The 12,931-nt window shown below is 41.7% G+C and carries 11 protein-coding genes and 1 tRNA gene; 5 read left to right on the top strand and 7 right to left on the bottom strand.

Annotated elements, in window-relative coordinates:
• Positions 1-19: 19 nt before the first annotated feature.
• Complete coding sequence (locus RCO84_RS12740) at positions 20-715, top strand: hypothetical protein (RefSeq protein WP_317585304.1); 696 nt, start codon at positions 20-22, stop codon at positions 713-715.
• Positions 716-775: 60 nt separating this feature from the next.
• On the opposite strand, the gene tnpC (RCO84_RS12735) is transcribed toward RCO84_RS12740, so the two are convergent.
• The 3 genes from tnpC (RCO84_RS12735) to RCO84_RS12725 all read right to left on the bottom strand — a co-directional run bounded on the left by tnpC (RCO84_RS12735) (position 776) and on the right by RCO84_RS12725 (position 3,641).
• Positions 776-2,746, bottom strand: a complete 1,971-nt coding sequence (gene tnpC, locus RCO84_RS12735; RefSeq protein WP_317585302.1) for an IS66 family transposase — start codon at positions 2,744-2,746, stop codon at positions 776-778.
• Positions 2,747-2,826: 80 nt separating this feature from the next.
• Entirely contained in the window at positions 2,827-3,261 is a 435-nt protein-coding gene (tnpB, locus tag RCO84_RS12730; protein ID WP_264902767.1) for an IS66 family insertion sequence element accessory protein TnpB, read from the bottom strand.
• Positions 3,255-3,641 (bottom strand): hypothetical protein, encoded by a 387-nt coding sequence (locus RCO84_RS12725; RefSeq protein ID WP_264902768.1) that lies wholly within the window; start codon positions 3,639-3,641, stop codon positions 3,255-3,257. Before RCO84_RS12725 ends, tnpB begins: the two co-directional genes overlap by 7 nt.
• A gap of 71 nt (positions 3,642-3,712) precedes the next feature.
• Here RCO84_RS12725 and tnpC (RCO84_RS12720) point away from each other — a divergent pair, with 71 nt between their 5' ends.
• The 3 genes from tnpC (RCO84_RS12720) to RCO84_RS12710 all read left to right on the top strand — a co-directional run bounded on the left by tnpC (RCO84_RS12720) (position 3,713) and on the right by RCO84_RS12710 (position 6,289).
• Positions 3,713-5,020 (top strand): IS66 family transposase, encoded by a 1,308-nt coding sequence (gene tnpC / locus RCO84_RS12720; protein WP_317585516.1) that lies wholly within the window; start codon positions 3,713-3,715, stop codon positions 5,018-5,020.
• A 160-nt stretch (positions 5,021-5,180) separates the two neighbouring features.
• Entirely contained in the window at positions 5,181-5,789 is a 609-nt protein-coding gene (locus RCO84_RS12715) for a transposase (protein ID WP_317585301.1), read from the top strand.
• Positions 5,786-6,289, top strand: coding sequence for a hypothetical protein (locus tag RCO84_RS12710; protein ID WP_317585299.1), 504 nt, complete (start codon positions 5,786-5,788; stop codon positions 6,287-6,289). Before RCO84_RS12715 ends, RCO84_RS12710 begins: the two co-directional genes overlap by 4 nt.
• A gap of 15 nt (positions 6,290-6,304) precedes the next feature.
• On the opposite strand, the gene RCO84_RS12705 is transcribed toward RCO84_RS12710, so the two are convergent.
• The 4 genes from RCO84_RS12705 to RCO84_RS12690 form a co-directional block, all read right to left on the bottom strand.
• Entirely contained in the window at positions 6,305-7,834 is a 1,530-nt protein-coding gene (locus tag RCO84_RS12705; RefSeq protein WP_317585297.1) for a hypothetical protein, read from the bottom strand.
• Between the two features lie 54 nt (positions 7,835-7,888).
• Positions 7,889-8,374, bottom strand: coding sequence for a hypothetical protein (locus RCO84_RS12700; RefSeq protein WP_317585295.1), 486 nt, complete (start codon positions 8,372-8,374; stop codon positions 7,889-7,891).
• A gap of 221 nt (positions 8,375-8,595) precedes the next feature.
• A complete protein-coding gene (locus RCO84_RS12695; protein ID WP_317585293.1) occupies positions 8,596-9,867 on the bottom strand; it encodes a phage integrase SAM-like domain-containing protein in 1,272 nt (423 codons plus the stop codon).
• A 142-nt stretch (positions 9,868-10,009) separates the two neighbouring features.
• A tRNA-Ile gene (locus RCO84_RS12690) sits at positions 10,010-10,083 on the bottom strand.
• Between the two features lie 178 nt (positions 10,084-10,261).
• Between RCO84_RS12690 and RCO84_RS12685 the strand changes: the two genes are divergently transcribed.
• Entirely contained in the window at positions 10,262-12,901 is a 2,640-nt protein-coding gene (locus tag RCO84_RS12685; protein ID WP_317585291.1) for a calcium-translocating P-type ATPase, PMCA-type, read from the top strand.
• The last annotated feature ends 30 nt before the right edge of the window (positions 12,902-12,931 follow it).

The following is a 12,931-nucleotide window of genomic DNA, read 5'->3' as shown; positions in this document are numbered from 1 at the left end:
TTTTTAGTATCTTTGCAGTATGAAATCAGAAGAGAAATCCATACAGGCTATAAGTGCGCAAGCGCATAGCGAGGCAGCTGACAACAGGTTGCTCCGCAAGAAACTCCAGGCTCGTGATAAACGGGTGGTGGAGCTTGAGGCTATGGTTTCTAACCTGAACAAGCAGCTTTGTGAAAAGGTAGATCAGTTGAATGACATGATGCAAAAACTTGTGGCATTCATGACTGGTAATGGAGAGGTTAATCTTTCAGCCTCTCTTCGTGAAGCTGTAGTTGCGGGTGTGCGTGCTGAGTTTGAGGCACGTGAACTAAAACTAAAGGAAACATATGCTAGTGAGTTGGAGAAGCTTACTTCTGATTTCAATGCTCGCTTGGCAGCTAAGCAGAATGAGATAAATCAGTTGAAAGGCATAAATGATGGGGATAATCCGACAACCACAATGCCAAGTAACTCAAACTCGGATTCAACAATGTCACCAGAGGCAAAACTGAAGGCCAACGAACAGCAAAAGGCAAATCTTCAGGTTACAGCCTATGGTCAGCATACCGAGTCTGGTAAATATCATCATGGTAGTCAGCAGACGGAGAATGCCGATGACTTGGATCACAATGGTGAGGATGTCCCGGAGGAAAAGATTGTCACTATCGCTAAGACGTTAAAGGAGCATAAGGATATGAAAGGTGTCAAGAAGCCTAGACGTAAGCGGTCACTTTAGGTACGTTAAGCCATAAAATGAATTCTTTTTTATTATCTTTTAAGAAAAAAGCATTTGATTTTATGCCCAAGCAGTAACAGTAGCCAGCTGCCATCTATGGGCTAGTAAGTCTACCAATTTGTCCTTTGCCGTTTTCTTGATCCTGCGGAACACATCACAAAGATACTCCACAGGATCCAAATTGTGCTTTCGGATATTGGCAAAGTGGGACATCAGGCGAGCAAAGCGCACACCTGATTCCGGACTGCCAACAAAATAACTATTATTGCGATACTTCGCTATTCTTCTAATCTGTCGCTCACATACATTATTCGAGAGATCAAGACTTCCATCCTCTAAACAGCGCAACATACAAGGATATTCAGTAAGGGCATAGTTCACAGCCTTGAGAAGTTCGGGTTCTTCCTCCTTCTCAAGGTTCTTTGCCAATTTATCCAAATATGATTTCAAGTCATTAAGCATAGGAGCTATGCGAAGTGCCCGCTCTCGCCGAATGTCATCAGGATTTGAAAACCCTGTCTTTATCAGCTTGTCCTCACGGAAGATTGCATCAAACAACTTCAATATCATCATGGCATCCTCCGAAAAATCCTTCAATTTGAAGAACGGTCTTCGCATATGAACCAAACAGGCTATTCGTTGTATTAATTCTCCAACATCGTAGCACTTATAGATAGGTGCGCCATCACTATGGAGGTAAATTTTCTCCATTACGTCTTCAAAGTACTTTTTGACTGCCTCCTGGGTTCTACAACCACGCTCATGAAACACGAACTGGGTCAGACCTAATATTGGCGCATGGTAACAGAATATCCATCGCTTGAAGAAATGAAGCTCATCCTCTACATCCTCAATCGTCTCACCCTTACCAGGCAACCGTTGGTCTTTACAACCCAATGTTGATTCATCACCATGGACGTTACCAGAAGCGATGATTTCCTTATGGAGAGGCTCGTCCAATGGCTCCAATATGTTGGCACCGATTTCAATCCACCCCATAACTGTCGAATGAGCATAGTTCAAGCCCATACCTTTCAGCCATGTCTCGATATCTCCGATTGTCATATGATAATAGAAATGCATTGTCAATATCTGGGCTATCAATGACTCCGTTGCCCATGTTCTGCCCATGCAGTTCTTATATTCTTTAGGAAGATTTACATGATAGCATTTACCCTTGGAATCCTTATATTTCTTGCGACGGATAATATAAGTACGGATAAAACCTTTCACATAAGTATGACGGACAGATACATCCTCTCCTATTTCAACGGCATCGGCTGGAAGGTTGATTGGTTTGAGGACAATATCATTATTGCCGCCAACAGCTGCATCAATAAGTGGCTGCTCACGTCTAGGCTTCTTGACACCTTTCATATCCTTATGCTCCTTTAACGTCTTAGCGATAGTGACAATCTTTTCCTCCGGGACATCCTCACCATTGTGATCCAAGTCATCGGCATTCTCCGTCTGCTGACTACCATGATGATATTTACCAGACTCGGTATGCTGACCATAGGCTGTAACCTGAAGATTTGCCTTTTGCTGTTCGTTGGCCTTCAGTTTTGCCTCTGGTGACATTGTTGAATCCGAGTTTGAGTTACTTGGCATTGTGGTTGTCGGATTATCCCCATCATTTATGCCTTTCAACTGATTTATCTCATTCTGCTTAGCTGCCAAGCGAGCATTGAAATCAGAAGTAAGCTTCTCCAACTCACTAGCATATGTTTCCTTTAGTTTTAGTTCACGTGCCTCAAACTCAGCACGCACACCCGCAACTACAGCTTCACGAAGAGAGGCTGAAAGATTAACCTCTCCATTACCAGTCATGAATGCCACAAGTTTTTGCATCATGTCATTCAACTGATCTACCTTTTCACAAAGCTGCTTGTTCAGGTTAGAAACCATAGCCTCAAGCTCCACCACCCGTTTATCACGAGCCTGGAGTTTCTTGCGGAGCAACCTGTTGTCAGCTGCCTCACTATGCGCTTGCGCACTTATAGCCTGTATGGATTTCTCTTCTGATTTCATACTGCAAAGATACTAAAAATATTTGAGATAACAAAATTATAAAGCATTGAATATCAATATTTTATGTTAAATATTATATATTAAATAGCTTCTTTCAAGAGTTCTTTTTCGTCTATTTTTCCTTGGGCAGGCTCTTCAATATCCATACCCAATTCTTCGTCATTTTCATCATTCAGGTCGTTAAAAGCAACCTTACGGTCTTTTAGAACGATTCCTTCAATCAGATAGACAAAGCTCTCCCAAGAGATATGATAGCATCCCTTTTTCTCATCGAAGACTGGCTCTACGAAATGGTTGGAATGGAGAATCTTTTCGGTAAGAATCTCACCTTGATGATGAAAATAATAGATACGAACACGATGACTGTCCTTTGAAAGAAAGATATAAATGTCTCCATTGGTAGGATCACGATGAAGTTGGCTCTTGATATAATTGCGCAAACCAGCATGGCGATAACGCAAGGTTACGGGTTCACTGCACAGATAATAATTAAAACCACTTGATAAACTCAGCATAGTGTTCCCTCCATTTCCTTGATCAGTGAAACCAAAGCTGATTTGGAACAGCTACCTATGTGCAAGCTAATCTTACTACCAAAGTTCAACTCTATATCATCAAGCAACAATTCTACATCTTGTTCAACAGGTAAAACTGCTGGTTCTATCGTGACAGAATCTGCAGGTTCTACGACCAGAGGATGCAAGCCCTGCTCTTCATCTAAACTCACAGGCTTGGTACTTGGCTTGCGATAAGAATCATTACGCAAACAATGAAGCATCTTAGTATAGCTTACTTTTTGTTCTTTACAGAACCCATGAAGGTTCTTGCTCTTGTACTCGGTTCGAAACTTACGAACCATTGAGGCATAGTACTTGCCTTCTTCGTTTATATTCATTTTGTCCCAAATTTAAAATTCGGGGCAAAGGTATATATTTTTATTAACGTACGCAAGACGGCTCTAAGTGACTGCTTACGCCTAGACGTGAGCAGCCACTTATTGATGCAGCTGTTGGCGGCAATAATGATATTGTCCTCAAACCAATCAACCTTCCAGCCGATGCCGTTGAAATAGGAGAGGATGTATCTGTCCGTCATACTTATGTGAAAGGTTTTATCCGTACTTATATTATCCGTCGCAAGAAATATAAGGATTCCAAGGGTAAATGCTATCATGTAAATCTTCCTAAAGAATATAAGAACTGCATGGGCAGAACATGGGCAACGGAGTCATTGATAGCCCAGATATTGACAATGCATTTCTATTATCATATGACAATCGGAGATATCGAGACATGGCTGAAAGGTATGGGCTTGAACTATGCTCATTCGACAGTTATGGGGTGGATTGAAATCGGTGCCAACATATTGGAGCCATTGGACGAGCCTCTCCATAAGGAAATCATCGCTTCTGGTAACGTCCATGGTGATGAATCAACATTGGGTTGTAAAGACCAACGGTTGCCTGGTAAGGGTGAGACGATTGAGGATGTAGAGGATGAGCTTCATTTCTTCAAGCGATGGATATTCTGTTACCATGCGCCAATATTAGGTCTGACCCAGTTCGTGTTTCATGAGCGTGGTTGTAGAACCCAGGAGGCAGTCAAAAAGTACTTTGAAGACGTAATGGAGAAAATTTACCTCCATAGTGATGGCGCACCTATCTATAAGTGCTACGATGTTGGAGAATTAATACAACGAATAGCCTGTTTGGTTCATATGCGAAGACCGTTCTTCAAATTGAAGGATTTTTCGGAGGATGCCATGATGATATTGAAGTTGTTTGATGCAATCTTCCGTGAGGACAAGCTGATAAAGACAGGGTTTTCAAATCCTGATGACATTCGGCGAGAGCGGGCACTTCGCATAGCTCCTATGCTTAATGACTTGAAATCATATTTGGATAAATTGGCAAAGAACCTTGAGAAGGAGGAAGAACCCGAACTTCTCAAGGCTGTGAACTATGCCCTTACTGAATATCCTTGTATGTTGCGCTGTTTAGAGGATGGAAGTCTTGATCTCTCGAATAATGTATGTGAGCGACAGATTAGAAGAATAGCGAAGTATCGCAATAATAGTTATTTTGTTGGCAGTCCGGAATCAGGTGTGCGCTTTGCTCGCCTGATGTCCCACTTTGCCAATATCCGAAAGCACAATTTGGATCCTGTGGAGTATCTTTGTGATGTGTTCCGCAGGATCAAGAAAACGGCAAAGGACAAATTGGTAGACTTACTAGCCCATAGATGGCAGCTGGCTACTGTTACTGCTTGGGCATAAAATCAAATGCTTTTTTTCTTAAAAGATAATAAAAAAGAATTCATTTTATGGCTTAACGTACCTAAAGTGACCGCTTACCTTTAAAGATGCAGTTGAAGATTCGGCTGCAAAGTTAACAAAAAGTTTCGAGAAAATACTCATCGAGGTGATAATTTTGTTCATGGTAATACCAAGAAAGATAAATTTCACCCAAATGGGGAGGTATGGCTCGCATGTTGAGCAAACCTACCGCAACGCATTCGGCTTAAAAAAGTCGAAAAGCATTGACTGGCTCAAACTTAATGTCTCACTTGCCAAGCGCTTCTTTGGTAAACAGGGAAGATGGGCTATTGCCATTGATCCCAGTTACATCAGCAAAGCTGGCAAGAAGACTCCACATATCGGTCGTTTTTGGTCGGGATGTGCACAGTCTGTTAAACATGGTCTCGAAATCATGGGTATTGGACTCATTGATATTGTTGCCAAAGACTGCATGATGTTAAGAGCCCACCAGTCGCTAAGTAATAAAGAACTGAGTCTTAGAAACAAGACTATGGTAGATTTCTATATCGGCGTCATTAAGCGTTACCGCAATGAACTTCTTAAACTCTCAACTCTCATAGTTGCAGATGCTTACTTCTCTACAAGTACATTTGTTAATGGGATAAAGAAAGAAGGGTTCTCTTTGATAAGCCGCTTTCGTGACAATGCTTGTCTCTTTTATGTCTATGCTGGTCCACGTACTGGAAAACGTGGTCGCCCAAGACCAAGGATGGCAAGATTGATATGAAGAATCTTGACCTCACTCGAATGGAGAAGATGGAGATGAAAGATATAGAAGGAACAGCTTATACTTTGATAGCCTATTCCAAGGCACTCAAGTGTAAAGTTAGACTTGTCATCTGGCAGATGCCGAATGGCAAGAAGAAACTATTCTTCTCTACAGACACCTCACTTTCGGGTGAAGAGGTACTTCTTTATTATAGAACCAGGTTCCAGATCGAATTTTGCTTTCGTGACGCCAAAGGCTATACTGGTCTTATGGACTGCCAGGCTCGCGATAAGTGGAAACTCGATTTTGCTTTCAATGCTTCGTTCACATCACTAAATGTTGCCAAGGTAACTATGAAGGAGATGGGAATGGAATATTCTATGTCTTCATTCAAGTCACTGATGACCAACATTTATCTGGTGAAACGAATTTTTAAAGCAAGTGGGTACACCCCGAACCGAACTTTAATTAGCAAGATTTTCAAAGATCTCTCGTGCTTACAGCGTATAGCTGCTTAGCACATTATTGAATTATTAACGAACTATTGCTATAAGAGGGTCTGCTTTTCGTAAAACTTCTTTAAAAGCGAAATCCATTTCTGTCTCACAATCGCCAAGAAGTTCTAGTTGTTCTACAATTATCTTTCTTTTTTCTTTTAGGGAATTTGATTTGTTTTCCCTACGTAATCTTTCGTAATCTCCTAACTTGTAAAAGTTGGTCTGATAGGAAACCACGTTAAAAAAATCGTTAGGGCAAAATGCCCGATAAAGATTTTCCTTACAGTTGTATATCCCTTTAATGAGTTCGTTATCAATATAATTATCTATAGCAAAATAGTTAATCTTACCTTCGGGTGTTATATATTGTCTGAATGGTGATGCATCTAAGGTTGCTTTGTAAGCTTCTTGTCTTATTTTATTATTTCTAGCTTGTTCATATTGGCATTTTGTTGCGTCGTATATATCCTTAGAACATTGTATGACCTCATTAAGATAGTCTCTATTTCGTACCGGAAAATTATTATTGACATTGCTAATTAAATATAGGCTTGTTATGCCATTCCGAAATCTACCTGCACATTGGATAATATCAGTGTTAGGGTCGAATATCATATATTCTGCCATGTAGCAATCTGTAAGTAGCAGAACGTTAGGACACTCATTTATTTCTATATCTACCGCATTGTAGAATCGAGAAGTCAGCCAATTATAATGCTTCATATTATTCTCGCCCCACGTACTATAAGCGGATTTAAATTTTAGCCCCTTCAGTTTATCTACACTTTTATCTGAGCAAAAAACAGCAGATTTATCTAGAATGTTGAGCTGTTTCATCAACGTATAAATCGTATCTGTGGAGTTGCAAAAGAGGAAACATGTTTTATCTTCTACCTTAGCTAAAACCTCTTTTACAGTTTGTAGTAAATTATTGGTTACCCACAGGTTGATGTCTCGTTTATATTCAAAGGTTGGCTTAACTTTTAGAATTTGAAACCCTTGCTCTTCAAATCGAGGGTCATTAATCTCTATTGGTGTAGCAGAAACCATAGCCTTGTATTGGCATTGAAAGAAAAAGTCCATTGGTAAACTTATGCTATTCCGATAGTCTGCATCTTTAACTAGCTTGTGACATTCGTCATATAATAGGAAGCAATTAAACCTAATATCGTAATCAACTTCCTCAAATGCAGATTTGACCTTTGGAAAACTTTCTGGAGTCGTGAGTATCTTAATATATTTATTGCTATTCTTTCCTGTGTGCTTGCTGTTGTATTCAAATGTGTTTTCAATGTAATTAACTATATCATCTGAATAAATTCCCTCATGCACAGGAAATAAATTGTCATCTGTATGTTTTGAGTCATTGTATTTACCTACGATTACAGGCTTGTTTGGCTCTATAATTATTGAGTGACGTTTTGCTTTTATCTCACCATAAGTAGCTCCGAGTCCTGTTAAGGTCTTACATAATATTGTATTTGTCGGAATCTCCTTTAAAACCTCTGTAAGGTATTGAATCTTACCATTGGATTTTTTCTTAATTTCAATTTCTGCAATATTCATTTTTGTGCTTTTAAGGACATGCAATTTAATAAGTTGCCCTTGTTAGATAATAATCTAAATGATTACTTGTTTTTTTTCACGCAAGTAATCTAATAAATCATCTGTTCTTTCTACTCTAAATATGATTTTTCCTTTAGAGAGTGGCAGCATTGCCGATAGAAATCTAGGTTGTGTTCGGAATAGGGGAGCGTATTGAAGTGCCTTCCCTGCATTCACGAACATCTTGAAAATTTCCATTTGAAAATCTGAGTTTGCTTCTAGTGGCTCTGTAGCTGTGGGGTTAATGTCAAAATCCACAAAAATGCCATTTTGTAGATAGTTGATTAAACCGTGCAAGGAGCTATCTTGAAGCTCATATTTAAAACCTGCAACATAGCGAGATTCTATCCACGCACAAGGCTTGTTATCTTTACTCGTGAAAAATTTGATGGTCAAATTTTCTCCACGGTTCATTAACGCACGTAGAGTGTTATAAGCACCTACGTTATCGTATCGTTGAATAGATGGCGTGCTATCCAACGAGAAATTGAAATTATTCATAATTTCTTTGAATTAATAAATTAATAATTCCTGTCTCAATAAGTCAAAGAACACTCTTGCCAGTTTAAAACTTAGCAGTCCATCCCTCCACTTAAATAGATTTCTCTATCGAAGTATTGAAATGGGCTGCAAAGATAATAATTATTTTTGACCGAGCAAAGTTTAAAGAGCTTTTTTCCATTTTATGCTCTCTTTTTTTCGTAACTTTGATTAAAGCTTTGTTATTTAGTCCCAAAAACGTATTTTACGACCTTGCCATTAGCTTTATTCTCGTTCTGAAAGTCTCGTTCGATATAAATATCGGTCACTCTCATGGACTCATCAACGTGGTTGAGTGCTGCATGGACAGTGAATTTGTCTATGCCAACCTTGTTAATGGCTAATGTTGCCCATGAATGTCTTGCAGCGTAAAACTCCAAATCATCTATAGCTAATTCTGAGCCAATTTCTTTCAAACCTCGATTTATTGCCTTATTGAAGCCTTTGTCGTTTGCATAATATTGATAGAAGTTGAAGACTCGTTTGCCAGATTTGTCTCTGTACTTCTCAATCAATGGTTTCAGCATTGGAGGAACATCAATCACCATTTTCGCCTTGTCATTTCTACGTGCTTTGGTCTTGGTTCTGTAGTATGTCAGCTTACCATCTTTGTAATCTGTCACGTTATAAAGGTCAACAGAGTTCATGCCGATTAGCCCAAAGGATAAGATAAAGCAATCTTTAGCTAGGTCGTATCTGCACGTCCCCTTGATGCCTTTGCTTGTATTCCTATATGGAAGAGCATAAATCTTCTTGATGGTGGCTTTATCAAGTGCTCTCTTTCGGGTTGCCTCCTGTTTCGGAATCTTGAAATTGTCGAAAGGGGATGATGGAATAAGTATCAAACCATTGTCGTAGTTGTTGTATTCCTTCTGTGCCTCCTTAAATAAGTGTCGTAAACTGCCTAAATATAAAGACATCATTCTGTTAGATGGAACACGCTTCCCTGCTTTCTCCAACTTCTCTATTTTAGCTTCTCTACATTTCTTTATATAATCAGCATATCCTGTGATAAAGGATAAATTGATTTCTGAAATGTTGAGGCTGTCACGTCCAATAAATGAAGTAAGTGAGTTGAGAACGGTCTTGTAATTGTTTGCTCCTTTTATGGTAGCCTTAGCTATCCACTTTCTGGAAAAGTCGATAAAGTCAATCTCCTTGTCTTTCATATCCTCAAACTTTAGGTGCTTGAAAATATCATCAAGAGAATAGCTGTTTAAATCAACCTGCATTTCATTGCACTTGTTCTTGTACCCTTGTACTAAGTTCTCAATCTCCTTGTAAATCTTGGTTGTTTTCTTGAAATCTCCAGATTTGGTTAAGTCCTTTGGAGAAACGAAAAGACTAGATGATAGTCTCTTCACCTTACGATTGAGTGTAAAGCGTATCTTTACATTGTAAGTACCATTTGCTTTAAGCTCTCCTTTTTTAATTTCTGCTTTGATTGTCAGCATGTTACGTTTAATTTAATTAGTCAACAATCAGTCAACAATGTAGCAAATAAAGAGGAAAAGCTCTGGTGGTTGTATTTCTTAATCTAGAAAAGTCCAGAAATAAAAATAGGTTAAGTATCTAATATTCAGATGCTTAACCTTGTGGACCAGCTAGGGCTTGAACCTAGGACCTCCAGATTATGAGTCTGTTGCTCTAACCAACTGAGCTACAAGTCCGTTGAATTTTTATTAAATTCGAGTGCAAAGATACTAGATTTTGGGCAAATAACCAAATAAAATCTTAAAAATTTTCTTAGAATCAGAAAAATAGCGTATCTTTGCACCAAATTATGTGCGCACACGTGCGTATGTACTTATTAATCGTACAAAAAAGAAAAAGTATTTCTATTCAGAAATGAACATAGACAAAAATAAAAGAATCGGTCTTACCGATGAACAAGTTAAACTGAGTAGGGAACAGCATGGCAAGAACGTGCTTACCCCTCCTCAACGTACTTCATTATGGAAATTGTATTTGGATAAATATCGCGACCCGATTATCCAGATACTTCTTGTGGCGGCTTTTGTATCCCTTATCCTTGCTTTTATCGAAAAGAATTTCATGGAGACCATCGGTATCTTCGTGGCAGTTTTTCTTGCTACTACCGTGGGCTTCTACTTTGAGCGCGATGCGGCTAAGAAGTTTAATCTGCTCACGGCGCTCAGCGAAGAGCAGCCGGTTAAGGTGCGCCGCAATGGTAAGGTGATGGAGATTCCGCGCCACGATGTGGTGGTGGGAGATGTAGTGCTCGTGGAAGTGGGCGACGAGGTGCCTGCCGATGGAGAACTCATCGTCTGCAACGACCTGCAGATTAACGAATCTGCCCTTACGGGCGAACCTGTTGCCGAGAAATCTCTGGAAAGCGGTGGAGATGGTGCCTATCCTCGCAACATCATCCTCCGTTCTACCATGGTGATGAATGGCAGGGGCGAGTTCGTGGTTACTGCCGTGGGAGATGCTACCGAGATTGGTAAGGTGGCGAAGAAATCTACTGAGCAGACTTCGGTGGAGACACCGCTTAACATGCAGCTCGATAAGTTGGCGAAGATGATTTCCAAGGTGGGCTCCGTGGTATCTGTGGCAGCCTTCTTCATTTTCCTGATTCACGATATCCTCACCAATCCGGCATGGGGCGGCAAGGATTATTTCTATATGGCAGAAATCGTGCTGAAATACTTCATGATGGCTGTTACCCTGATTGTGATGGCGGTGCCGGAAGGATTGCCGATGGCGATTACCCTTTCTCTGGCACTCAACATGCGAAGAATGCTGAAGTCGAACAATCTGGTGCGCAAGCTCCATGCCTGCGAAACCATGGGTGCCGTTACCGTAATCTGTACCGATAAAACCGGTACGCTTACCCAGAACAAGATGCAGGTGAGTGCTCTGGAACTCAAGCAGGGCGATGAGGCGCTGCTTGATACTGCCATTGCCCTCAATTCTACAGCTGAGTTGAATGACGGCAAACCTATCGGAAACCCTACCGAGTCGGCTCTCCTGCTCTGGCTCGATGCCCAGGGCAAGGATTATGAACAACTCCGCAAGCAGGTGAACGTGCTCAAGCAGTTGCCTTTCTCTACCGAGAGAAAGATGATGGCAACCTTGGCAGAAGTTGATGGCGAGACCTATCTCTTCGTGAAGGGTGCGCCTGAAATCGTGATGAAGAAATGCATCATCGAGGATAGAATGCAGAAACAGACTGCCGAAGAACTCGATGAGTGGCAGCATAAGGCTATGAGAACCCTGGTGTTCGCCTATAAGAAGATAGAAGTTTCTATCATGAGAACTTCCAAAACCTCTACTGCCGAAGTGGTAGCACTTCTCGATGCCAACGACCTTCAGTTGCAGGCCATTGCAGCCATTGCCGATCCTATCCGTCCGGATGTTCCTGCCGCCGTGCAGGAGTGCCGCCATGCGGGTATCGAGGTGAAGGTGGTTACGGGTGATACGGCTGCCACCGCCTTGGAGATAGGCAAGCAGATAGGTGTCTTCGAAGATGAACCTGAGAATATCGGAGCAGATGGCTCTCTGACCTCGCTCGACCGGCAGATGATTACGGGTGAACAGTGGGAGGCTCTTTCTGACGAAGAGGCTTACGAGCGGGCGAAGGATATCCGAGTGATGAGCCGTGCCCGTCCTACCGATAAGCAGCGACTGGTGGCGATGCTCCAGAAGCGTGGCGAGGTGGTTGCCGTAACAGGCGACGGTACCAACGATGCTCCAGCGCTTCACTATGCTCACGTGGGCTTGTCGCTGGGTTCGGGAACTTCCGTGGCTAAGGAGGCTTCGGATATGACCCTGCTCGATGATTCCTTCAAGTCTATCGCCAACGCCGTGATGTGGGGACGCTCGCTCTATCGCAACCTGCAGCGCTTCCTCTTCTTCCAGTTGGTAGTAAACGTGGCAGCCCTCCTGCTGGTGCTTGGCGGCTCAGTTATCGGAACTGAAATGCCGTTGACGGTAACCCAGATTCTTTGGGTGAACCTTATCATGGATACCTTCGCAGCCTTGGCACTTGCCTCATTGCCTCCATCTCACGAGGTGATGAAGGATAAACCACGCAAGGCATCCGATTTCATCATCAACAAGAGCATCGGTTTCGGTATTCTGTTCTGCGGCATCGTCTTCTTCCTCGTTATGTTTGCCCTGCTGGTTTACTGCGAGCGCAGAGGCAAGGGTGGAGTAGATGTGCATGAACTGACCATGTTCTTCACCACCTTCGTGATGATTCAGTTCTGGAACCTCTTCAATGCCAAGGCACTGATGAGCCATCACACCGCTTTCCGCCATTTCCTGAAGGATAGGGGAATGATTCTGGTGCTTGTACTGGTATTGGTGGGCCAGTGGATCATCGTAACCTTTGGTGGCGAAATGTTCCGCACCGCACCATTGTCGCTCCACGAGTGGCTGCTCATCATCGGCTCAACCTCCGTTGTACTTTGGGCGGGCGAGCTGTGGAGAACTTTTAAGAGAATGATAGCAAAGAGAAGATAATCCATCGGAGTTCTTCTTCTGAAATGAATG

Source organism: Segatella copri, assembly GCF_949820605.1.
In the GTDB taxonomy this organism is placed as follows: domain Bacteria; phylum Bacteroidota; class Bacteroidia; order Bacteroidales; family Bacteroidaceae; genus Prevotella.
The sequence above is the reverse complement of the archived record's forward strand: the minus strand, read 5'-3'. Positions and strand labels throughout refer to the sequence as shown.